At 46.2% G+C, this 21793-nt stretch carries 21 protein-coding genes; 12 read left to right on the top strand and 9 right to left on the bottom strand.

The annotated features are described in order from the left end of the window. Nucleotides 1–467: hypothetical protein (locus NCCP2222_RS05770; protein ID WP_248510432.1), on the bottom strand; the 467-nt coding region annotated here is incomplete at its 3' end. A gap of 112 nt (nucleotides 468–579) precedes the next feature. On the opposite strand from NCCP2222_RS05770, the gene NCCP2222_RS05765 reads away from it, so the two are divergent. The 3 genes from NCCP2222_RS05765 (at nucleotide 580) to NCCP2222_RS05760 (ending at nucleotide 1921) form a co-directional block, all read left to right on the top strand. Continuing rightward, nucleotides 580–1170: a TetR/AcrR family transcriptional regulator gene (locus tag NCCP2222_RS05765; protein ID WP_248510430.1), complete on the top strand. Its 591-nt coding sequence runs from the start codon at nucleotides 580–582 to the stop codon at nucleotides 1168–1170. Between the two features lie 17 nt (nucleotides 1171–1187). Further along, nucleotides 1188–1316 (top strand): hypothetical protein, encoded by a 129-nt coding sequence (locus NCCP2222_RS20715; RefSeq protein WP_282570667.1) that lies wholly within the window; start codon nucleotides 1188–1190, stop codon nucleotides 1314–1316. A gap of 134 nt (nucleotides 1317–1450) precedes the next feature. Further along, nucleotides 1451–1921 (top strand): hypothetical protein, encoded by a 471-nt coding sequence (locus tag NCCP2222_RS05760; RefSeq protein ID WP_248510428.1) that lies wholly within the window; start codon nucleotides 1451–1453, stop codon nucleotides 1919–1921. 31 nt (nucleotides 1922–1952) lie between these two features. Here the strand turns inward: NCCP2222_RS05760 and NCCP2222_RS05755 are convergent, their stop codons facing one another. The 4 genes from NCCP2222_RS05755 to NCCP2222_RS05740 form a co-directional block, all read right to left on the bottom strand. After that, on the bottom strand, nucleotides 1953–3359 hold the full coding sequence (locus tag NCCP2222_RS05755) for a sensor histidine kinase (protein WP_248510423.1): 1407 nt from the start codon (nucleotides 3357–3359) through the stop codon (nucleotides 1953–1955). Beyond that, nucleotides 3356–4060: a response regulator transcription factor gene (locus NCCP2222_RS05750; RefSeq protein WP_248510421.1), complete on the bottom strand. Its 705-nt coding sequence runs from the start codon at nucleotides 4058–4060 to the stop codon at nucleotides 3356–3358. The genes NCCP2222_RS05755 and NCCP2222_RS05750 overlap by 4 nt, the downstream gene beginning before the upstream one ends. 116 nt (nucleotides 4061–4176) lie before the next feature. Then, the gene (locus tag NCCP2222_RS05745; protein ID WP_248510419.1) at nucleotides 4177–5343 is read right to left on the bottom strand and encodes a S1C family serine protease; all 1167 of its coding nucleotides are present in this window, start codon (nucleotides 5341–5343) and stop codon (nucleotides 4177–4179) included. 84 nt (nucleotides 5344–5427) lie between these two features. Continuing rightward, on the bottom strand, nucleotides 5428–7038 hold the full coding sequence (locus NCCP2222_RS05740; RefSeq protein ID WP_248510417.1) for an ABC transporter ATP-binding protein: 1611 nt from the start codon (nucleotides 7036–7038) through the stop codon (nucleotides 5428–5430). Nucleotides 7039–7437: 399 nt separating this feature from the next. Between NCCP2222_RS05740 and adh the strand changes: the two genes are divergently transcribed. Next, nucleotides 7438–8979 carry an aldehyde dehydrogenase gene (gene adh, locus NCCP2222_RS05735; protein WP_248510415.1) on the top strand — a complete coding sequence of 514 codons (1542 nt, stop codon included), beginning with the start codon at nucleotides 7438–7440 and terminating at the stop codon, nucleotides 8977–8979. 18 nt (nucleotides 8980–8997) lie between these two features. Further along, nucleotides 8998–9366 (top strand): DUF779 domain-containing protein, encoded by a 369-nt coding sequence (locus NCCP2222_RS05730; protein ID WP_248510413.1) that lies wholly within the window; start codon nucleotides 8998–9000, stop codon nucleotides 9364–9366. Nucleotides 9367–9445: 79 nt separating this feature from the next. Here NCCP2222_RS05730 and NCCP2222_RS05725 read toward each other — a convergent pair whose 3' ends face one another. Further along, the gene (locus NCCP2222_RS05725; RefSeq protein WP_248510411.1) at nucleotides 9446–9838 is read right to left on the bottom strand and encodes a thiol-disulfide oxidoreductase DCC family protein; all 393 of its coding nucleotides are present in this window, start codon (nucleotides 9836–9838) and stop codon (nucleotides 9446–9448) included. 233 nt (nucleotides 9839–10071) lie between these two features. On the opposite strand from NCCP2222_RS05725, the gene NCCP2222_RS05720 reads away from it, so the two are divergent. Continuing rightward, nucleotides 10072–10254: a hypothetical protein gene (locus NCCP2222_RS05720; protein ID WP_248510409.1), complete on the top strand. Its 183-nt coding sequence runs from the start codon at nucleotides 10072–10074 to the stop codon at nucleotides 10252–10254. A gap of 27 nt (nucleotides 10255–10281) precedes the next feature. On the opposite strand, the gene NCCP2222_RS05715 is transcribed toward NCCP2222_RS05720, so the two are convergent. Next, a complete protein-coding gene (locus tag NCCP2222_RS05715; protein WP_248510407.1) occupies nucleotides 10282–11199 on the bottom strand; it encodes a MerR family transcriptional regulator in 918 nt (305 codons plus the stop codon). 102 nt (nucleotides 11200–11301) lie between these two features. Between NCCP2222_RS05715 and NCCP2222_RS05710 the strand changes: the two genes are divergently transcribed. The 6 genes from NCCP2222_RS05710 to NCCP2222_RS05685 all read left to right on the top strand — a co-directional run bounded on the left by NCCP2222_RS05710 (nucleotide 11302) and on the right by NCCP2222_RS05685 (nucleotide 16825). Continuing rightward, nucleotides 11302–11775 carry a hypothetical protein gene (locus tag NCCP2222_RS05710; protein ID WP_248510405.1) on the top strand — a complete coding sequence of 158 codons (474 nt, stop codon included), beginning with the start codon at nucleotides 11302–11304 and terminating at the stop codon, nucleotides 11773–11775. Between the two features lie 91 nt (nucleotides 11776–11866). Further along, nucleotides 11867–13177: a globin-coupled sensor protein gene (locus NCCP2222_RS05705; protein ID WP_248510404.1), complete on the top strand. Its 1311-nt coding sequence runs from the start codon at nucleotides 11867–11869 to the stop codon at nucleotides 13175–13177. A 13-nt stretch (nucleotides 13178–13190) separates the two neighbouring features. After that, complete coding sequence (locus NCCP2222_RS05700) at nucleotides 13191–14252, top strand: ABC transporter permease (RefSeq protein ID WP_248510403.1); 1062 nt, start codon at nucleotides 13191–13193, stop codon at nucleotides 14250–14252. Between the two features lie 5 nt (nucleotides 14253–14257). After that, complete coding sequence (locus tag NCCP2222_RS05695) at nucleotides 14258–14941, top strand: ABC transporter ATP-binding protein (RefSeq protein ID WP_248510402.1); 684 nt, start codon at nucleotides 14258–14260, stop codon at nucleotides 14939–14941. A gap of 50 nt (nucleotides 14942–14991) precedes the next feature. After that, nucleotides 14992–16434, top strand: a complete 1443-nt coding sequence (locus tag NCCP2222_RS05690) for a cryptochrome/photolyase family protein (RefSeq protein ID WP_248510401.1) — start codon at nucleotides 14992–14994, stop codon at nucleotides 16432–16434. Nucleotides 16435–16537: 103 nt separating this feature from the next. Continuing rightward, nucleotides 16538–16825, top strand: coding sequence for a hypothetical protein (locus NCCP2222_RS05685; protein ID WP_248510400.1), 288 nt, complete (start codon nucleotides 16538–16540; stop codon nucleotides 16823–16825). A gap of 48 nt (nucleotides 16826–16873) precedes the next feature. Here NCCP2222_RS05685 and metH read toward each other — a convergent pair whose 3' ends face one another. Continuing rightward, nucleotides 16874–20311: a methionine synthase gene (gene metH, locus NCCP2222_RS05680; RefSeq protein ID WP_248510399.1), complete on the bottom strand. Its 3438-nt coding sequence runs from the start codon at nucleotides 20309–20311 to the stop codon at nucleotides 16874–16876. Continuing rightward, the coding region (locus tag NCCP2222_RS05675) for a bifunctional homocysteine S-methyltransferase/methylenetetrahydrofolate reductase (protein ID WP_248510397.1) at nucleotides 20292–21793 on the bottom strand (1502 nt) is incomplete at its 5' end. The genes metH and NCCP2222_RS05675, both read right to left, overlap by 20 nt.

The following is a 21793-nucleotide window of genomic DNA, read 5'->3' as shown; positions in this document are numbered from 1 at the left end:
CATAACCGTAGCATGTCATAGAGCGCTTCGGTTTTTTCGGCATTCCCGATGAGGTAAATCATGGCGATGAGGAAGGTGCCTCCAATGATGAAGGCGAGCACATGTTGCAAGGAGCCTTTCATGGAATGGCGCGCATGCGCGTATCCCGTTTTCTTCACCGGCTTTGTGCCTTGCTTTTTTACATAGTATAAAAACCGTTCATCCGCCCAACGTATCATGCTTTTTCCGAAAGCAATGGACACGCCGAGATAAATGGCGGCAATGGCGTGTATTTGTGTGGCGACTGCTCCGTTATACAAATCGGAGGCGGTGACGAGAAGCAACAGCAAATCGATGACTGGTGTGAGAGCGAGGAAAAATAAGCCAAGCCGTTTCTTGTTGAACACATATCGTGTGACCAGGCCAGCTAAGATAACGACCCAAAAGCCGATTTCGCAGGCAATGATCGTCCAAGCAATAAAATTCATGGTTTCACCTCTTAATTTAATACAGTTGTATTGGTTATGTGCATCGTATCATATTATGTTTAATTAATACAACTGTATTGTTAAAAAATCTTTTTTATTCTACACTGATAGTATGCCAAAAATAATTAATCATGAAGAGCGAAAACAACAGATTGCACAGGCGATGTGGCGGGTCATTTTGGATAAAGGAATGGAAGGGGCGACAGTGCGGAATATTGCGGAAGAGGCGGGGCTCTCGCTTGGAGCGCTCCGTCATTATTTTTCTACACAAGATGATTTGCTAGTCTACGCGATGACGCTCGTGCAAGAAAGGGCAACGACCCGGATAGAGGCCGTCTTAAAAAAAGAGCTGCCTCCAAAGGAAATGGTGCTGGCAGTGCTTTATGAAATTGTGCCGATCAACGAAGAAACCCGAGCAGAAATGGAAGTCTGGTTTGCTTTTGTTGCGTATGTTAATCACAGGAAAGAGGAGCTGCCGATTCCGGATGATGGCATTTGGGCAGGTGTTCAAAAAGTCATGCATTACTTGCAAGCAACTTCGTTATTGAAGGAGGGGCTGGATCTGGATCTGGAGTCCGAACGGCTCTATTCTTTGATTGACGGCATCGCTATTCATGCCATGCTGGAGCCGGAGCGCTTGGATGCGGAACGGGTCAGGAAAACGATTCGCTACCATATTGATTCGATTTGCATGGAAGCATAAAGGATGAAATCAACGAAATGATAAAAGCAAAAAAAGCTGCCGCTGTTGACGTGATGAATGCAATTGATGAACGGCAAGAAATCATTGACCGAGTTAACGACTGGACGGACCGAATGTTCGAATTGCGGAAAACTCAGGGGAAATAAAGGGAGAGGGACAGTCGATCGGAGGATAACGGGAGACTGGCCCATTCTATTTCATCGCTTGTAATATAGGGAAATACAGACGAATTTGAACTTATAGCCGAAGGGAACGTCTCTATAAGAAAGGAGGCGCAATGATGAAGAAATGGAAAGTTCTAACGATCGGGTCGCTTGTGTGTGCCATATGCCTACTCATTCCTGCTTTTAAGCCGGACGTTTGGGATCATAATCTTGAATTAATGAAAGAGCAGGTTCGTAAGATGGATCCTCAACAACCTGTTGCATTATCGGACATCACGCCGTTTGAATGGGACGTCCTTTATTCATTTGTGCCATATGCTTCAAAGGAAGCAGTGTACGAGACGGTCGGATACCGGTGGGACAAAATCCAAGAAACGGTGAGTGAAGGCATGAATCAGATTGTTTTCATGCACGATGGGAAAGTCGTATGCCATATCTATGGATATCCTGCCAATAATGATTTTGGTTTGTATGTGAAAGGCCAGAATGAGGGAGAGCCGTTTGTACGCATCAATTCTAGTGATCATATTTTATTGACGCCCAAACAAATGAAAGACGCGATCTTGCTGTATCAAACAGAAAAATAGGAAGCCGCCATGCGATCAGCATGACAGCTTCCTATTTTTCTTGTGGCAACACAATCCGGAAGAGCGTCCCTTTGCCTTGTTCACTTTCCACTGTAATGGTGCCGCCGTGCAGTTGGACGAGCTGTTTGACGATGGACAGGCCAAGCCCAAACTCGCCGTAAGGGTTCGTCGTGCGTGAATCAATCGCTTTGTAAAAACGATTCCAGATCTTTTCTACTTCTTCGGCCATCATGCCAATTCCAGTATCCTCAATCTCAATAACCGTTCCTTCGTCCGCCGAGTGGCCTCGGAGCCAGATAGTGCCTTTTTCGGTGAACTGAATACTGTTTTTCGTTATGTTAATTAATACTTGAGTCAGCCGGTCATAGTCAGCCCACACAGATACCTCGCCATCTACGGAAACGATGATCCGGTCGCCCTTTAATTCTGCTGCATCTTCCAGTTGTTCGCAGATGATTTCAAGCAGCTCGCGCAGATCGATTTCTTGTTTCATCAGTGTGACTTGATTGGAGCGGATTTTTTCGTAATCCAGGTTTTCATTCACAAGCCGGATGAGTCGCATTGTTTCCCGGCTTGCCAGTTCGAGCCCCCGCTCCTTTTCCGACTCGGATATCATATCGTTCCGCAGCCCTTCGATGATGCCCCGGATGGTCGTCAGCGGGGTGCGAAGTTCATGTGATACGTCCGCCATGAATTGCCGGCGCCGGTTCTCCAGGCTTTCAATCTCTTCCATGGATGCGCCAAGCTTTTCCACCATGCCATTGAAGTCTCCTGCCAATTCCCCGATTTCATCGACTTTGGAAGAGGGAATCCGAACGGAGTAATCACCTTGTGAAACGGTTGCCGTCGCAGCGCGCAGCCGTTTGATGCGTCTGCCATGGAATCGGGACAGCAGGCTGCTCAGCAAAAGGGCTGCCAGCAGGGCAAGACCCATTGCATAGAGGACATAGCTGTTCAACTCGGAGATAAGTTCGCGCGACCCTTTTATTGGCGACGTGAGCAGGATGCCGCCCCCGAAATGCCCATTATGGAAATACGGCAACAAGGCGAAGGTGACGGCTTGGTTAAACCGCTTATATTCCTGCTTTACTGTAATGGCTTTGCCGTTTTGTAATTCATTCCACTCTTCTTCATTCAGCTCGATCAACGCCGTCTTTAATCCGGTGGAATAAATAATCCGAGAATTTTCATCAAACAGGCTGTACTGGATATCACGTCCGCCGAGCACATGGCCGTAGGATTGCAATACCATCCGTGAATTTCCATTGGTCTCGAGTTCATTCAAAATGGAGGAGCCATATGACAACAGTTCTTCGGTTTTATTTTCGTAAACGAAGTTGCGGGCAAAACTTGAAAACAGCAAGCTTAGAATCACAAAAGCGATAATAATAACGCCAAGGTGGCTCGCCAGCTGCTGATAGAAATATTTAATTTTCATCGGCCGCTTCCTTCTGACTCGTCAAACCGGTACCCGACGCCCCATACCGTATGGAAAAAAGGTCTTTCTTCTGTAGAAACCTTCGTCCGAAGTCTTTTTATATGGACATCGACCGTCCGATCGTCCCCATAGAAGTCATAGCCCCACACTCGGTCCAGCAATTGTTCGCGTGAGAAGACTTGTTTAGGATGCTGAATGAAAAAATGAAGCAGGTCAAACTCCTTCGGTGTAAGATTTGGAACGGGCTTCCCGTCCAGGAGCACTTCCCGTGTGCTCGGATTTAACCGGAAATGAGCAGTCACCAGCCAATCGGGATCTTCCACTTGGGAATCCTTGCGGCCGGCATATCGGCGGGTGACCGCCTTAATGCGTGCGAGTAAAGCGAGCGGGCTGAAGGGCTTTGTCACGTAATCATCAGCCCCCATTTCAAGCCCTAGTACTTGCTCGGATTCGGTGTTTTTCGCCGTCAGCATAATAATGGGAATTTCCACTTGCGCCTGGCGCAACTTCCGGCAAATCGTGACGCCATCCATGCTGGGGAGCATCCAATCGATGATTAAGCAATCCCACTTTTCCGCCTGTGCCCGTTCATAGCCAACCAAGCCATCCGCTACAAATTCCCCTTGAATTTTTTCTTTTTCAAAAAAGAGCCCGATCATGGAAGCGACACTTTCATTGTCTTCAATTACTAGGATTTTCAATGGCTTGTCCTCCCTTTAATATTCGTTACTGAAATTATATCGGAAGATGGCATGGCAAAACACCTCTGCCGCTTGTTCGGCAAAGGTGTTGGCTACGCGTCTATCCATATTTCGTTTTATTTCAGATCAGCATTACTAGTCAATGTCAATTCCACAGTCTGCTTTTGGTTGTCCCGATAAATAGTCAATTTCGCTTTGTCTCCAATTTTCAAATCGGAATAAAGGACTTTACGAAGATCCATCGCGTTCTCGATGTTTGTACCATTAATGGATGTAATAACGTCCTGCTCCTTCAAGCCGGCCTTCGCAGCGGCGGAATTTGGATCAACGGATGTAACCATGACGCCGCCTTCCACTTCCTTCGGCAAGTGTTGAACATACATGTAAGGGACATTTGAGAGATCTGCTAGACCGATACCCATGTATGGACGTTCAATTTTACCTGATTTCATAATTTGCTCCACGAGCGGAACGACATCATTGCTCGGGATGGCAAAGCCGATGCCTTCCACTCCGCTTTCAGCAATTTTTAAGCTGTTGATGCCGATGACTTCTCCGTCTTCATTGATAAGCGCGCCGCCGCTATTACCGGGATTAATGGCTGCGTCTGTTTGGATAACGTCCATTTTCCATGCGCCAGCTGAAGTGTTGACATCGATTGAACGGGCAGGTGCGCTGATGATGCCCCGTGTCACCGTTCCGGAGAAATCGAGGCTGAGCGGGTTTCCAATCGCGATGACGGAATCGCCTGCACGGACTTGATCCGAATTTCCGAATTCTAAGTACGTATCAACATATTTCTTGTCGATTTTCACGACCGCCAAGTCTGTCAATGCATCGCTGCCGACTAATTCTCCCTCGGCTTTTTCCCCTTTCGAAGTTGTAACTTCTATTTTGGCAGCACCCTCGATAACATGATTATTTGTCACGATATAAGCCGTCTTATCGTCGATTTTAAAAACGACCCCAGAGCCTGTCCCATATTCAGAAATAGAGGAGCCCCCCGCAAACCGGTTTCCTTGCTCCTGATAATTAGTAATCCCGACAATTGCTTTCGATGTGTTTTCCACCATGTCCGACAAGGAAGTATTTTTTGTCACTGCTGTGTTAACCACATTTGTGTTGCTCGTTTTGCCCTGTGAGGAAAGAACTGACGAAGGTGTTTCCGTTTTGGATTGGGCATTCAGCAGATCTGTATTCGCCACCACACCGAGAGTCAAAGCGGAGCCCACGACACCTGCACCAATTGTAGATAGCAACCGTTTTCCGAATGAGTTTTCCATGAATAAAACCCCTTTACTATGAGTAGTTAAGTTGATTGTAAAGGGAAGATGTTAACAAATTATTACGGAAGTATGAGGAGTTGATTAAAGCACTAACTTTTCCTTTGGGGAACATGGAAGTACATGATCTGCCCAGGTGACGTGGTTTTTATTATGGGATATCAAAATGATCGTCGGAATGTGTTGCTTCAAGACTTCGAATAATATTTGCTGTGAAAGCTCATCAACATTACTAAGTGCCTCGTCTAAAATCACTACTGGCGGTGGGTCTAACAGGAGACGTGCGATGGACAGACGTTGTTGCTGGCCTGCAGAAAGGCTTTGATGTTCAGAGCCTATTTTTGTTTCATATTGCTCAGGCAAGAGTTCAATCAAAGGATGCAACCCGACCAAACTGGATACGGCCTGAATCTGTTTGCTGTTACATTTGCGTCCGAAGGATATGTTCTCTTCAATGGTACCTGAAAATAGGTAAGGTGCGTGTGGAACATACCGGATGTCAATTGGATCGATCGGGCCATAATCAACACTTCCTTCAGAAGGAGTACGAAGGCCAGCTATAATTTGGGCAAGTGTTGTTTTACCTGTTCCATTCTCCCCTGTAATGACGGTAGTCTTGTATAAAGGAATCATACCAGTTGTATTGGATAGCCCCCTATCCCCATTGCTGTATTGAAAAGCAACGTCTTTGATCTGAATCGAATTATTGTCCGATTGCTTCTTTTCCAAGATACCTTCATTACCGGAATCCTGATCTAAAAACTGTTGAATGGAAGTCCAAACACCAAGTCCGGCTTGAGCTTGGGAATTCGTATGCAGCAACATATTAATAGGGCTCATGACATTTGTAAAATAGGTGGCGTATGCAACTAGTTCTCCAATTGTTAGTGTCTCGGAAAATATCGCTTTTCCGCCCAAATAATACAAAAGGGCGATAGGAATGAAGTAAACGAGACCCAACATAAATTGATTCAGGTGAGTTGGATAGAATTGTTGGATTGCCGCTTTTTTAACTAAGTGGAACGAGCGTTGAACTTTTTTTGTATTCCAATGATCCTTCTTATAAGTCCGAATTTCGATAGAACCGGCAATGCTTTCATTCACTTTTTGGGTGACGTCTCCCAATGTATTTTGGTATTCAATCGCTGTCGAACGAATCCGTCCATGAAATGATTTACTTGCCATCCAAAATACCGGAATGATCAGCACCAGGAGACAGGACATGCGCCAATCAATATAAAAGAGAATAGGTACAGCAACTATTATTCGGAAGACCATAGAAATCGTATTCGGCAGTAAATCGGTATACAGGTTTGAGACAATGGAAACGTCATTCACCACCATTGATGTTAGCCGGCCAGGTGCTTGCTGTTCTAATTGGGTTAACGGAAGTCGGTTGATTTTATTTTGAATGGCCGTACGGGTGTCCACAGTAATGGATTCCCCTGTTCGAAGGAACAAATATGATGAACCGGCTTCCGCGAGGTTCGAGAGGAAATAGCTTAACACGTATAAACAGACGACAATCCCAAGCCATTCTTTATGGTCGCCTGAATAGATATCATCTATCAGTATTTTGAGTAAGTAAGGTGATGCCGAGACAAGTAGAGCCGCAATTAAAGCCACTGAGAAGCCGAGTGCAATAGAGGCCTTATAATTCTTGAGAGAACGTACAAGTGGAACATAATTTTTCAATATAATACCTCGCAATAGTTTTTTAAAAGATGGGAAATATCAAAGGATGTCTTTAAGGATTTCTTTAAGGATTTCTTGAAATGTCAACATAAAGTGAATTGGTAATTAGCGATTTTAAAAAAATAATCCTTTCGTGTATTTTTTAGACTGATATCCCATTCTATTGCATTTTTTTCGAAAAGACAATTTATTAAATGAGCTTTAGTAGTCTTATAACTTGAAATAGTAAATATAGTCAGATAGAATAAGAGGGAAATGGAAGATATGTGGGGGACATAGTTGAATAAAATGTAAGCGCATTCAAAATGAATAACTTGTCTTATCCCTTCATAAGGTGGCTTTGTGTGCAATCGAGCACTTTACAATAGCAATTTTTAAGAGAATAGGGAGGAATGGAACATGGTACAAGCTGTAGAAAAACACGTTTATGCGTTTCCGAACACAGAAGGGGCAAAGGTGAACTTCAAGGAGCGGTATGATAATTATATCGGCGGTAAATGGACAGCCCCTGTAAAAGGGGAGTACTTTGACAACGTTACGCCTGTGACCGGCAAAGTGTTTACACAAGTGGCCCGTTCCACAGCCGAGGATATTGAGCTCGCTCTCGACGCAGCGCATGCCGCAAAGGATGCTTGGGGGAAGACATCCGTAACGGAACGTGCGAATATCTTGTTGAAAATTGCTGACCGAATCGAAGAAAATCTCGAAATGCTTGCAGTTGCAGAGACGTGGGAGAACGGGAAAGCTGTGCGGGAGACGCTGAATGCCGATTTGCCGTTAGCTATCGACCATTTCCGATACTTTGCCTCTGCCATCCGTTCGCAGGAAGGCGGCGTCAGCCAAATTGACAATCATACAGTCGCTTATCATTTCCACGAACCGATTGGGGTTGTTGGGCAGATCATTCCGTGGAACTTCCCGCTGCTTATGGCAGTATGGAAGCTGGCTCCGGCGCTTGCCGCAGGGAACTGCGTTGTCTTGAAACCGGCGGAACAGACGCCCTCATCTATCATGGTCTTGATGGAATTGATTGAAGATCTGCTTCCGGCTGGTGTAGTGAATATTGTAAATGGGTTTGGCCTGGAAGCAGGAAAACCGCTTGCGTCTAATCCGCGTATCGGCAAGATTGCGTTTACAGGTGAAACGACAACAGGCCGCCTGATTATGCAATATGCATCTCAAAACTTGATTCCTGTCACACTGGAGCTTGGCGGTAAGTCGCCGAATATTTTCTTTGAAGATGTGATGGCAGAGGATGATTCGTTCTTGGATAAAGCGGTTGAGGGATTTGTCCTATTCGCGTTGAACCAAGGCGAAGTGTGTACTTGTCCATCGCGTGCACTCATTCAGGAGTCCATCTATGACAAGTTCATGGAACGTGCGATTGAGCGAGTAAAAGCGATCAAAACAGGAAATCCGCTTGATCCGACCGTTATGATGGGTGCGCAGGCATCGACAGAACAAATGGAAAAAATCCTTTCTTATCTTGATATCGGGAAGCAGGAAGGGGCAGAATGCCTGACTGGAGGCGACCGCAACAAGCTGGAAGGAGAACTGGCGGATGGTTATTATATCCAACCGACTGTTTTTAAAGGAAATAACAAGATGCGGATTTTCCAGGAGGAAATTTTCGGGCCTGTAGTATCCGTTACGACCTTCAAAACGAAAGAAGAAGCGCTGGAAATCGCCAATGATACGTTATACGGATTGGGTGCAGGTGTCTGGACGCGTGATATGAATACGGCTTATCGCTTCGGACGCGGCATCGAAGCAGGGCGAGTATGGACGAACTGCTACCACGCCTATCCGGCCCACGCTGCATTCGGCGGCTATAAGGCATCCGGCATCGGGCGGGAAAACCACCTACAAATGCTGGCGCATTATCAGCAGACGAAAAACATGCTCGTCAGCTATAGCGAAGACAAGCTAGGATTCTTTTAATGGAAAGGAGACGGGTCCATGCCTGAACGCGTTTTAGCGACAGACGCTGCTTTGGGGTTGATCGAAAAGCTGAAGGCGAAGCACGGCCCGCTCATGTTCCATCAATCGGGCGGCTGCTGTGACGGATCCTCCCCGATGTGTTATCCAGAAGGTGACTTGATCATTGGCGATCAAGACGTGCTTCTCGGCCATATCGGCGGTGTGCCGTTTTATATGCATAAAAATCAGTATGAGTATTGGAAACATACGCAGCTGATCATTGATGTCGTAGACGGGAGGGGTGGCATGTTTTCGCTGGAAGGCGTTGAGGGCAAGCGGTTCCTAACCAGGTCCCGCGCTTTCACGGCAGAAGAAAATGAAAAGATACGGCAAGCCGCAGAAACATAAAGTATTCGAGGAGATAGACAACCTGTTTATCTCCTTTTCCATGCGCGAAAAAAACGCCTCCTGCAGGAAGCGTTTTTCTTTAAATGAATCGTTTTCGTTCTTCGGGTGTTGGCAGCATGCAAGCTTCTTCCTGTTTGCCAAACCATTTGTAACGATTCTTGGCCACATAATCATAGACTTTGTCACGGATTTTTCGTGGAACTAGTATAAATAGAAAGAGCAGATGCCAGAGGCCATCGAGTTTCTTTGCAATATGCAGAGCGGCAGCAGACTTTGTGTAGGCTTTCCCATTTTCGATTAAGACCAGACTGTCCACATCATCTGGAATATGGAATTGCTTCACGTATTTTTTTCCGGTTTCACTTTGCAATGATGAAAAAAGAAAATGATTAGCCGGATCTCGTTTAATGATGAATTGGACGCTGGAGTTGCAGAAGTTGCACTCGCCATCAAAGAGGACAATTCGTTTCATGTTTCTCTCCCTCCTTTTGGGGGCTTTTATTACTACTATATCCTTTCTGCGTTATGGTGAAACGGAAGAATTCTTTTATTGGTGACTGAATATTTAGTATACCAAAGCCTGAATCATAATATAATAGTTTACTCGTTTGAATAGAATAGGGGGTAACTGAGAGTAGCGGAGTCCCGTCGTTCATTGGTGATGGAGCAAGTGGTCACGGATTACTTTGAAGGAGGATGATGTGAATGGGACAAAAACCGGTTGATCCAACTGAGATGGAACGCAGACGAGATCTGGACTATATTGCCTCTTTGGATATGATCGGAGAAGGAGCTCCAGTTCACTACGCAAGTGATGAGGCAGGCAATAAAAGAAGAACAGAGGCGGCAGGTTACGATGAATCTGAACTGCCGCCCGCCTATCAATAATAACGTGCCCCACTCTGTGGGGTATATTTATTTTCCTGAGGATTCTTCAAATACATCGTCCAAGTTGTTCGTAACCTTTAACGTATTGACGGGTCGATGAGCAGCATAATGGATAGCTCCATGGCCGCCGATATAAAAATCGGTGTTTTTTTGTGCGGCCGCAAATTCATCCAATTCCTCCAATAAGCCAGGATTTTTTTTGAAAGGCATTGAGGTTGAGGCGGATAACAGCACTTTCGCCGGCTTTAACCTTTTGACAAGAGATTGAATGGCGCCTGGGGCAGGTGAGGAGGCTACAACAATCGTTTTGTACCCCTTCATCATGCTCTTCAGCGCTAAAATATGGATCGGAATTTCATGCCGTTCATCTGGCAGGCAAGCCGTCACGAGAATGGGTGCATCATTCCGATATTGATGGCTTCTTCGGATCTGCACAAGGAAATCACGTACAACGAGACTGGAGACGGACTCTTGATACTCATCCCATTCCCCAAGTTCCCACCGTAATCCGACTTCTTTCAGGAAGGGTATGACGATAGTATCGAGAAATGGCGATAAGCCGAGCTCGAGATAAGCGTTTTGCAACAAAACATTCAATTCGATTTCGTCACAAACGGTACCGCTATCTAATAGCTTTCGAACAGTTTCATTTTTATTAGCCAAAGGCGATTCAATGGGAGGGGCATCAGAAATGAAGGTCCCTGCCTCCATTTCTTCCTTCGCCAAAGCCGCTGCTTGGCGAATCGGAAAGCCTTGGTCGGCCAGTGTTTTGACTTTTGCTAACAGCTGGATGTCCTGCTCGCTATATACTCGGTATCCGTTTGGCAGACGATCAGGGATGATCAGGGAATACCTCTCTTCCCATTTACGGATGACTTGTGTCGAAAGCCCAGTGGCCTCTGCTACTTGTTTGATTGTATATAATCCATTTTCTGAGACAGACATTCGAGTGCTCACTTCCTTCACAAGACGCTGTAAATAGTATATCCGATTTTTTACACTCGTACAACGTTTGATGTACAATGATTGTACAGGGTTTATCCTTAATTGAACGAAGAGGGTGTGATGGAAGTGAAAAATGTGTATCGGCTGCTTGGTATCGGTATTGTTTCGGGCGGAGTGCTGTCCATATTTTTTAAATGGATTGAACAGGCAACGGGCCATAAAGTCTATACCTTGTTATTGAATGTGGATTATATACCTGTGTTCCGTAATTATACGTATCCCGAACCTGTAGAAGTGATATTTCATTTGATTGTCTCCATTGTTCTCGTATTTATCCTCCAGTTCATAATAGAAAAGAAAAACATTAAACAGATCATGGGCTTCTGTGCATTGGCCAATCTTTTAATTGGGGTTCTTATCTATCCGACAACAGTTCTATCGACGCGTACACCACCTATTGATAGTATGGCTGCTATTGTTTATTGGCTAATTGGGCATATTGTATACGGACTGCTTCTAGGGATTCTCCTTACCCGTATTCGGTGGAAAAGGACGGCAGTACATAGAGAATTGTAAGAGATGTTATTAAACTATGTACAAACGTTTGACATAGGGAGGAACTAGCATTCATAATATAGGAATCAGCTAGTGGAAGGGGAAGTTACAAATGGTCATCAAATTCTTTACAAGAAGCAACCGTCCTGTGGATGTTCATCAGCCACGTGGAAAAGATGTTCCAAAACCTGTTATCCAGCTTAACACCTACCCTACCTTGCAAAAACAGATGGAACTGATTCACTTTACACTGGATGATCTAGCCCTTCTCCAAAGTTATGAACCGTTTGTCCGCAAAGGTGCCGCCGAAATCGTTTCTATTTTCTATGAAAAAGTGCTAGAGGTGCCGACTCTGCGTGAGTTAATTGAGGAACGTTCAAATATGGATCATTTGAAAAAAGTGCTGGCCGACTATATTGCGAATATGTTTGACGGCATCTTTGATGATGATTCGATCCGAAAAAAAGAAAAATTGGCGGCGATTCATTTCCGCATGGGAGTAGAGCCGAAATGGTATGTCGGTATGTTTTATCAGATTGAGCAAGTGCTGGTGCGGTTAATTACAGAGCCGATGAATTCAAATGCTGATAAAGAGCAGGCGATCAAAACAGTTGGAAAGCTTTTGAACCTGGAAATGCAGATTGTCCTCGAAGCATACGAAAGAAATAACGAAATGATAAGAAAAGAACAAAATGAACGTGTGAAGTATGAGTTAAAAGGGAAAATATCTTCAATCAGTGAAGATTTGGCAGGTCTGACAGATGAAACAAATGCTTCGGTGGAAGAAGCAAATAGGAATGTGTCGGGGATGAGGACACTTATTCATAAAAGAGTAGAGGATGTCGGGGCTATTCGAACCTACGCTGAAAAAGGTCGTGAAAAGATCAGGGAATTGGATGTACATATGACAGCCGTGATGGAAAAGACGGAACATATGGGGGAACTTGTTGGTGAGTTGACACGCTCTTCCAAAGAAATCATTTCTATCGCTGGTCTCGTTAAGGGGATAGCTGAACAGACGAATTTGTTGTCCCTGAATGCTTCCATTGAAGCTGCGAGGGCTGGGGAAGCCGGAAGAGGTTTTGCCGTCGTGGCGAAAGAAGTTCGCGTGCTTGCCGAGCAATCCAAGCAGTCGGTGGAACAGATTACGGAACATATTCGACAATCGACCGAGTTGACGAGACAAACAGTTGAAGTAATCGAAACGGTTCGGCAAGGGGTTCATGCTGGACTAGATAAATCGGGCGAATCAAGATTAAAATTCGAAAAGATACATAATGCCATCGTTTCCAACGCTCAGGACATTCACCAAATGGAATCCGATATTTCGGCTCTATTAGAAGTGTTCCATGAGATTGGGAAAGAGACGAAGAAAGTATCTGCCACTGCGGATAGCCTCCATCAGACGGCAATTCATATATAAAGGAGTGAAGAGAATGTTTTTAGCGTGGAATGAAATCGTCAAGAATAAACTTAGGTTTACGCTCATTACCGGCGTCTTGCTGCTGGTCGCCTATTTGGTTTTCTTTTTATCAGGTTTGGCGACCGGGTTGAAAAACTTAAACCGGGAAGCGGTCGATAATTGGAAAGCCGATGCTGTCGTATTAACGGATGAATCAGACAAAAGCTTGTATCAATCTTCCTTGACACTCGATCAGGCGAAAGAAGTCAAAGCGGATAAAAAGGCTGTGCTTGGCCAGATGAGCGCCATTGCGAATAATGGGAAAAAGAAAACAAATGTCTCGTTGTTCGGCATTCGACCGGAGGAGTTCTTAATGCCGTCCATCTCTGAAGGAAATCCTTTCGGTGAGGAAAATGAAGTCGTTGCAGATGCCTCCTTGAAAGAAGATGGTTTTAAGGTTGGAGATGAATTAAGCATCTCATCCACAGATATAAAGCTAAAAATAACCGGATTTATGGAAGCCTCCCGGTTCAATGCCTCTCCTGTGCTTTACATGGACTTGGACACATTAAATCGTGTGAAGTATGGAGAAGCGGTAGAAGCGAACAAGGATCGGATTAATGCGGTCATCATCCGGGGTGAACAGCAGGAGATTGCAGACGATTCGCTCGAAGTGATTGAAACCGAAACGTTTATTAAAAATTTGCCTGGCTATACCGAGCAGAATTTAACACTCACTTTTATGATCTACTTTCTATTTATCATCTCTTCTGTCATCGTAGCCATTTTCTTATACGTATTGACAGTGCAGAAAATTAGCATGTTTGGCGTCATGAAAGCTCAAGGAATTTCCAGCTTTTATCTATCCAGATCGGTCATCGCCCAAACGTTTTTACTCGCGTTTGTCGGAGTTGCCATCGGCCTGGTGCTCACCTTAGTAACTGGGGCCTTTTTGCCGGCTGCTGTGCCAGTTTCTTTTGATATACCTACGATGCTCGTGTACGGCGCTGTATTAGTAGTTGTTGCGATTGCGGGAGCAGTGTTCTCTGTTCTGACAATTGTACGTATTGATCCATTAAAGGCGATAGGAGGGTGAGGAAGATGACGGTTCTTGAATTACAGCAAGTGAAGAAGACGTTCGGAAGCGGAAGAACGCAAGTCGACGCTTTGAAAGAGACTGATTTTCAAGCAAATGAAAAAGAATTGATTGCTATTATTGGCCCTTCTGGTTCTGGGAAAAGTACATTCTTAACAATTGTCGGCGGGTTATTATCACCCTCGTCCGGAGAGGTTATCTTAAATGGACAGCCGATTTCCAATATGAATGAACGGGAGCGTTCCCAAATCCGTTTAAGAGAAATTGGGTTTGTCTTGCAGGCATCCAACCTCGTTCCCTTCCTGACAGTGGATAAGCAGATGAAACTGCTCGATCAGGTGAAAAAAGGAAATATGGATAATGCGGAGCTGGAGCAGTTATACGAGGATTTAGGAATTGGGGAGCTTCGGAAAAAGTATCCTGCCGACCTGTCTGGCGGGGAACGCCAGCGTGTTGCCATTGCAAAAGCGTTATACACGAATCCATCCATCATATTGGCAGATGAACCGACAGCATCCCTGGATTCTGACAGAGCGTACGAGGTAATGGAACTTCTAAAACATGAAACGAAAAGCAAAGGAACGACGACCATTGTTGTGACACACGATATTCGATTAACCGACTACTGCGACAAAGTTTATAAGATGACGGATGGTGTATTAACATTAGAGGGAAATGAAAACCGATAGTGTAAAAAGCCCGTTGCTTCGGGGAAATTCATACTAAGAGGATGAAAGAGATGAAAACAACAATTGTATGGTTCCGCAAAGATCTGAGGCTGCATGATCACCCAGCTTTGTTTGAAGCGGCATCCCTTGGAAAGGTGATTCCTGTCTTTATTTGGACGCCTGAAGATGAAAAGGCATTTAGTGAAAGCGGCCCGTCATTATGGTGGCTGCATCGTTCATTGCAGACATTTGAAAATCGCTTGAACCGTTTAGGGGTTCAATTAGTGATTCGTAAGGGAGAAAGCGCAAACGTTCTAGCCGAATTGGCAAAAGAAACGCAGGCGGACGGCATTTTTTTTAATGAACGATTCGAACCGGCGCACCGGGCAAAAGACGAAGAGGCTGTGGACCTACTTCGTTTGCTCGATCTCGACGTGCAGACTTTCAGAGGAAATCTGTTATTTGATCCGTATGTGATTAAAAATTCAAAGGGAGAGCCCTTTAAAGTTTTCACGGCATTTTGGAAGAAGAATTTAGCGGAACTTGTCCCGCGGCCTTTACATGTTCCGGTTTTACAAAGGATGGAGGAAAAATGGTCTTCCTTGGCGATTGAAGAGTTGGGCTTCACGATTCAGCGAGATTGGGCTGAATGCTTTGAGAGTATGTGGGAGCCTGGTGAACAAGGTGCAATTGAAAAATGGGAAGAATTTATGGATGAGCCGTTGCTATATTACGGAACGGAACGTGATTTGTTTGCTGGGGAAACAGCTGCTGTCTCTATGCTTTCTCCAGCTATAGCGGCAGGGGATATTAGTGTAAGGTCCATCTGGCATTCTGCCAAACGAATTAGCGACGCCTCGGTGCTGCCGGCTGTCCACCAATCTGTTATGTCATTTCTGCGCCAGCTGGCTTGGCGAGATTTTGCCTATTATCAGCTTGTCTGGTTTCCGAAAATGGTGAATGAGCCTCTGATTGCCTATTTCTCACAATTCCCTTGGAGCGGGACAAAAGAGCAGCTGGATCAGTGGAAGCAGGGGCAAACAGGATATCCTCTCGTTGACGCGGGTATGCGTGAATTACTGAAAACTGGTGTCATTCATAATCGGGTTCGCATGGTAGCTGCCTCGTTTCTAGTAAAACACTTGCTTATACCCTGGACGGAAGGGTCAGACTGGTTCCGGAAATCCTTGGTTGATTATGATATTGCGAACAATGCGATGGGCTGGCAATGGGTAGCGGGGACGGGAATAGATGCGGCTCCATATTTCAGGATTTTTAATCCGGTTGCCCAGAGTGAAAAATTCGATGCGAATGGTGACTATATCCGCAAGTGGGTTCCTGAATTGGCCGATTTGCCAGCGCCACATATCCACAAACCATGGGATGCCCCTCCGGCTCTCTTGAGAGAAGCGAATGTTCAGCTCGATTTGACGTATCCGAGACCCATCGTTGACCATTCCTTGGCAAGAAAGCGTGCATTGCGAGCGTATAATGAATTGCGGAAACAAGGATAATCAGCCAGAGAATAGATCTTTTAAATGTAATCATGGCACCTATAGTCGCTCGCCCGTTTCTCCTCCCCATTGTGGCATGTAATAGAGGGAGGAGGTGAGAAGCATGATGCAACATGGATGTTGCCCGAATTCCCAAGTTCAGCCAGTCGTTTGCCCGACTCAATACCGTTATCACGATACGTTCATTCCACAAGAAGTGCCATACATTCACCCGATTGTTAACGTCAATCGTCAACACATGGTAGAAGTTCCTCGTCACTACGTGGCAGTAACGAATGAGACGGTAATGGGAGCGCCGACAACTGCTTTTCCGGTTGGAGGATACGGACCTGGATTTGGCCCTGGCCCAGGACCAGGCCCTGGTTTTGGACGGAGACGACGTTTCTTTTGATATGATGAATAACAAAAAGCTGCTCCCTTAATGGGAACAGCTTTTTTGTTAATCAATACTGAAATACCGTGCATCTGGGTGAGCAAATACAATGGCTGAAACGGATGCTTCAGGTTCCATCATAAATTCCTCAGTTAAATGGACGCCAATGTCCTCCGGTTTAAGAAGGCCGAACAATTTGGCTTGATCTTCGAGGTGTGGACAGGCCGGATAGCCGAACGAGAAACGCTGGCCTTGGTACTTGGCTGCAAATCGTTCGCGCATCGTGAAGTCAGTCGGATCCGGGAAGCCCCACTGATCCCGTATTTCCTGGTGTACGCGTTCAGCAAATCCTTCCGCCAATTCCAGAGCAGTTGCTTGGAAGGCGTGACTCTCCAAAAATTTTCCTTGCGCCTTTAATTCATTGGCGAAGTTCCGCACGCCATGCCCGGCAGTTACCTGCATAAAACAAACATAATCCATGATGCCGCTGCTCACTGGCTTTAAATAATCAGCGAGGCAAAGGAATGGCTCGCGGCTTTGGCGAGGGAATGTGAACCGTTCAATTTCTCTTGTCGCATCTGCGGGATCATAGATGACTACGTCATCGCCATCCGCTTGGGCAGGGAAGAACTGGTACATGCCGGAAGCGGACAAATTGCCCGATTCCAAGAAGCTGGTGACAAGTTCATGTAATTGGACGGCCCGTTCTTCTCCGTTTTGCAGCATTTTATCTACATTGCCTCGCATGCCGAGATGATGCCCAATCAATGTCCGCATGTTTACATACGGGTATAGGTGGGCTACTGAATAGTCTTTCATGACACGACGGCGCAAGTCTTTCGGGACGAACACTGGCACATCCTCGCTCACTGTCTTGACAGGACGCGGCAGAACAGCGACCGCGGTATCTCTCGTTGCGCGATAGGCTTCCGTCTCCGCGCGCTTTTCCTGTTTCTCTGCAAGTTCCACTAACAGGGCTTCCTTCTCTCCGCTTTGCAGCCGGTTGGCGAGATCTAAGCCTTGCATGGCATCCTTTGCATACAGAACCGGCCCGTCATATTCCGGTGCGATTTTCGTTTCTGTAAATCGGCGGGTCAGTGCAGCGCCGCCTACCATGACTGGTGTATCGATACCCGCAGCTTTAAAGTCCTGGGCTGTCAATACCATCTGCTGGGCAGATTTTACGAGCAGGCCGGAGAGACCGATAATGTCGGGCTTTTCCTTCCGGATGACGTCAATGAGCGTCGCCGGTGTCACCTTAATGCCAATGTCGATCACTTTAAAGCCATTATTGCTCAATATGATATCCACCAGGTTTTTCCCGATGTCGTGAACGTCTCCTTTTACTGTAGCCAGAATGATTTTCCCTTTTCCGGAATCATCCTCTTTTTTCTCCATGAACGTTTCCAGGAACGAGACGGAAGCCTTCATTACTTCTGCGCTTTGGAGAACCTCCGCTACAATCAGCTGGTTGTCATTGAATAATCTGCCGACTTCCGCCATGCCCTCCATTAATGGGCCGTTTATAACATCGAGCGGCGTGTCGTACATTTCAAGTGCAGCTTCCAGATCTGGGATAAGCCCCTCTTTCGTACCTTCAACCACGTAATAGGCGAGCCGCTCAGGAACAGTTTTCGGTATGTCGTCTTCTGTCTTTTCCTTCTTTTTATCTCTATAAAAATCAGTGAATTCGGCAAGCGTTGCATCTGTCGTATTGAATAATAGATCGTTGGCGAGCTTCACTTCTTTTTCTGGAATGGATGCATAACGCTCCAATTTTTCTGTATTCACAATCGCGTAGTCGAGCCCTGCTTGTGTACAGTGGTATAGATATACCGCATTCAACACTTCACGTCCGACAGGCGGCAAGCCGAAGGAAACGTTACTTACGCCAAGCGTCGTCAGGGTGCGAGGCATTTTTTCTTTAATTAAACGAATACCTTCGATTGTTTCAACGGCTGATCCAATATATTGTTCATCACCCGTGCCGACAGGGAAGACGAGCGGGTCAAAAATGATATCTTCCGGAGCCAGGCCCCATTTGTTTACGAGCAAGTCATAGGAACGCTCAGCGATTTCCAGCTTTCGTTCACGTGTCACTGCCATGCCGATTTCGTCAATCGTGCCGACCACAACAGCTGCTCCAAATTTCTTTACAAGCGGCAATACTGCATCGAATCGCTCTTCGCCATCCTCTAGGTTAATAGAGTTGATAATGGCTTTCCCCTGGGAATATTTCAAAGCTTCCTCAAGCACTTTTTCGTCTGTTGAATCAATGACGAGAGGAACCTTCACCTTTTTAACGACTTCTTCCATAAATTTCTTCATATCTTCCAGTTCATCGCGATCTGGATTGGCGAGACAAATATCTAGAACATGCGCTCCGCCGCGCACTTGGGCACGTGCAATTTCGGAAGCTTCCTCGAATTTCTCTTCCACGATCAGACGCTTGAATTTCCGGGATCCGATGACGTTCGTCCGTTCTCCGATTAATAAAGGTCGCATGGACGGGTCATAAACGAGCGGTTCGATGCCTGACAAGGTATGGGCATGGTCAGAGTCCGGTTTGGAACGCGGCGGCAAGCCGTCAACAGCTTCCCGAATTGCTTTAATATGGGCAGGCGTCGTACCGCAGCATCCACCCACCATGTTCAGCCAGCCTTTTTCCGCAAAACCTTGTAACTTCAACGACAAGGATTCTGGTGATTCATGATAATGCCCTTCCTCGTCAGGCAAGCCTGCGTTTGGATAGCAGGTGACGTAGCTGGTCGCAAGATCTGATAACGAACGTAAATGGTCTGTCATAAATTCAGGGCCTGTCGCACAGTTCAATCCGACGGAAAGCGGTTTGATATGCTCTATGGAAATATAGAAGGCTTCGATGCTCTGACCGGCCAGTGTCGTGCCCATTGGCTCGATTGTTCCCGAGATCATGACAGGAAGCTCTATCCCTGTTTCCTCAAATGCCCGTTTAATACCAATTGTACCGGCTTTGACGTTTAGCATATCCTGGCTCGTTTCCATTAATAAAACATCGGCTCCGCCTTCAATCAATGCTTTCGCTTGCACATAGAAGTCCTCTGAGAGGGCGTCGAATGTAATTCCGCCTGTCACTGACAATGTTTTTGTCGTCGGACCGATGGCGCCGGCTACAAAGCGCGGCCACTCAGGTGTCGAGAACTCAGCAGCACATTGCTTGGCAATTTCGACTGCCCGCCGGTTGATTTCCTCTGCGCGGTGGCCAAGATCGAATTCATTTAGCACGAGGGGAGTACCGCCGAATGTATTCGTACTGATAATATCTGCACCTGCTTCTAAATAAGCGCGATGGATTTTCTGGAGAATATCAGGCCGTAGGATGTTCAAGTACTCATTACAGCCCTCGTATTCCTCCCCGCCAAAATCGTCCGCAGATAGGTCTTCAGCTTGCAGCATCGTACCCATGGCCCCGTCAAGAATCAGTATTCTGTTTTCAAGTTGTTGCTCAATAAGATGTTTCGGCATGGGCGAATTCTCTCTCCTTCTGTGCATCCAGCTCATGGATGTAATGGACTAACTCAAGCGACATGTCGTACCGGAGGAACGGAGTGATGACATAGATTCCGTTGAACAGCTCTGCAGCCGTGTCGATCAGTTCCTTTGCAATGGCGATGCCTTCTGCTGTAGATTTCTCACGGTCATCCCCGCAGGCGTGCATCCTTTCAAGGACCTCATCGGACAATTTGATGCCGGGTACCTCATGGTGAAGGAATTCGGCATTGCGGCTGTTTGTTAATGGCATGATCCCAAGGAAAATGGGGGTTTCCAAATGTTTGGTCGCTTCATGGATATCAATAATCTTCTCTTTTGTATAGACAGGCTGCGTAATGAAATAATCAGCACCGCATTCAATCTTTTTTTCAAGTCTCTTTACAGCCCGGTCCAGGACGCGGACATTCGGATTGAAGGCGCCAGCTACCGAGAATTTCGCTTTCTTCCGCAGCGGCTTTCCGGTGAATGAAATTCCTTCGTTTAATTGCTTGATCAATTGGAGCAATTCCATGCTTGATACATCGTAGACGCTTGTCGCGCCCGGGAAATCGCCGACTTTCGTCGGGTCGCCGGTAACAGCCAGAATATCATGGATTCCTAATGCATCCAGCCCCATTAAGTGTGATTGCAAACCGATCAAATTCCGGTCGCGGCATGTGATATGGACGAGCGGGCGGATATTGTTCTGCAACTTCAAAATTGAACCCATCGCCATATTACTGATGCGCGGGGATGCGAGTGAATTATCAGCCATGGTAACGGCCGCTACGCCTGCGTCATATAGAAGTTTGGCTCCTTCAATATACTGTTCCGTCTCTAAATGTCTAGGCGTATCTAGTTCAACGATAATCGTCCGCTCTTTTTTGGCTTTCTCGTGAATCGGCTCATGAACAGCCGGTTCCGCCTCGCGGATTAAAATCGGTTTTTGCGGTGTCACGATTTTCGTTGTTACTGGAGCCAGACCTGCCAAATGTTTTTTAGCAGCTTCAATATGTTTCGGTGTTGTCCCGCAGCAGCCTCCGATAAGCCGTACTCCCTCATCGCGAAGAAGGACAGCGGCTTTTCCGAAATAATCCGCTTCCGACACATAAACGATCCGGCCATCCTCGACATCGAGAAGGCTGGCATTAGGGGAAGCGGAGAGAAAGGCCTTCTCTGGCAATGTTACTTTTTCAAAGGCTTGAATAGTATGGTAGGGGCCGAGGCGGCAGTTTACGCCAACTACGTCCGCTCCGAGTGCCTCCAATTGATGCAGCGCTTCATTCAGCACAAGGCCGTTTTGTAATACACCCGGTTCATCCATCGATACTTGGGCGACAATCGGAAGATCAGTCATCCGCCGCAGTTCCTTTACAACAGCAGAGAGTTCATCGAAATCATAATACGTCTCCAGCAGCAGTCCATCAGGATCTCCAGTCAGCAAGGCGTCTGCCTGTTCGCGCACGATAGTGATCA

The organism is Sporosarcina sp. NCCP-2222 (genome assembly GCF_023168145.1).
Lineage (GTDB): Bacteria > Bacillota > Bacilli > Bacillales_A > Planococcaceae > Sporosarcina.
The sequence above is the reverse complement of the archived record's forward strand: the minus strand, read 5'-3'. Positions and strand labels throughout refer to the sequence as shown.

What these genes read in the sequence shown, in the direction of transcription:
- NCCP2222_RS05720 (WP_248510409.1), top strand. Translation starts at nt 10,072, where the DNA reads ATGGGACAAAAACCGGTTGATCCAACTGAGATGGAACGCAGACGAGAT.
- metH (WP_248510399.1), bottom strand. Translation starts at nt 20,311, where the DNA reads ATGCCGAAACATCTTATTGAGCAACAACTTGAAAACAGAATACTGATT.
- NCCP2222_RS05705 (WP_248510404.1), top strand. Translation starts at nt 11,867, where the DNA reads ATGGTCATCAAATTCTTTACAAGAAGCAACCGTCCTGTGGATGTTCAT.
- NCCP2222_RS05745 (WP_248510419.1), bottom strand. Translation starts at nt 5,343, where the DNA reads ATGGAAAACTCATTCGGAAAACGGTTGCTATCTACAATTGGTGCAGGT.
- NCCP2222_RS05690 (WP_248510401.1), top strand. Translation starts at nt 14,992, where the DNA reads ATGAAAACAACAATTGTATGGTTCCGCAAAGATCTGAGGCTGCATGAT.
- NCCP2222_RS05755 (WP_248510423.1), bottom strand. Translation starts at nt 3,359, where the DNA reads ATGAAAATTAAATATTTCTATCAGCAGCTGGCGAGCCACCTTGGCGTT.
- adh (WP_248510415.1), top strand. Translation starts at nt 7,438, where the DNA reads ATGGTACAAGCTGTAGAAAAACACGTTTATGCGTTTCCGAACACAGAA.
- NCCP2222_RS05695 (WP_248510402.1), top strand. Translation starts at nt 14,258, where the DNA reads ATGACGGTTCTTGAATTACAGCAAGTGAAGAAGACGTTCGGAAGCGGA.
- NCCP2222_RS05765 (WP_248510430.1), top strand. Translation starts at nt 580, where the DNA reads ATGCCAAAAATAATTAATCATGAAGAGCGAAAACAACAGATTGCACAG.
- NCCP2222_RS05700 (WP_248510403.1), top strand. Translation starts at nt 13,191, where the DNA reads ATGTTTTTAGCGTGGAATGAAATCGTCAAGAATAAACTTAGGTTTACG.
- NCCP2222_RS05685 (WP_248510400.1), top strand. Translation starts at nt 16,538, where the DNA reads ATGATGCAACATGGATGTTGCCCGAATTCCCAAGTTCAGCCAGTCGTT.
- NCCP2222_RS20715 (WP_282570667.1), top strand. Translation starts at nt 1,188, where the DNA reads ATGATAAAAGCAAAAAAAGCTGCCGCTGTTGACGTGATGAATGCAATT.
- NCCP2222_RS05730 (WP_248510413.1), top strand. Translation starts at nt 8,998, where the DNA reads ATGCCTGAACGCGTTTTAGCGACAGACGCTGCTTTGGGGTTGATCGAA.
- NCCP2222_RS05715 (WP_248510407.1), bottom strand. Translation starts at nt 11,199, where the DNA reads ATGTCTGTCTCAGAAAATGGATTATATACAATCAAACAAGTAGCAGAG.
- NCCP2222_RS05725 (WP_248510411.1), bottom strand. Translation starts at nt 9,838, where the DNA reads ATGAAACGAATTGTCCTCTTTGATGGCGAGTGCAACTTCTGCAACTCC.
- NCCP2222_RS05760 (WP_248510428.1), top strand. Translation starts at nt 1,451, where the DNA reads ATGAAGAAATGGAAAGTTCTAACGATCGGGTCGCTTGTGTGTGCCATA.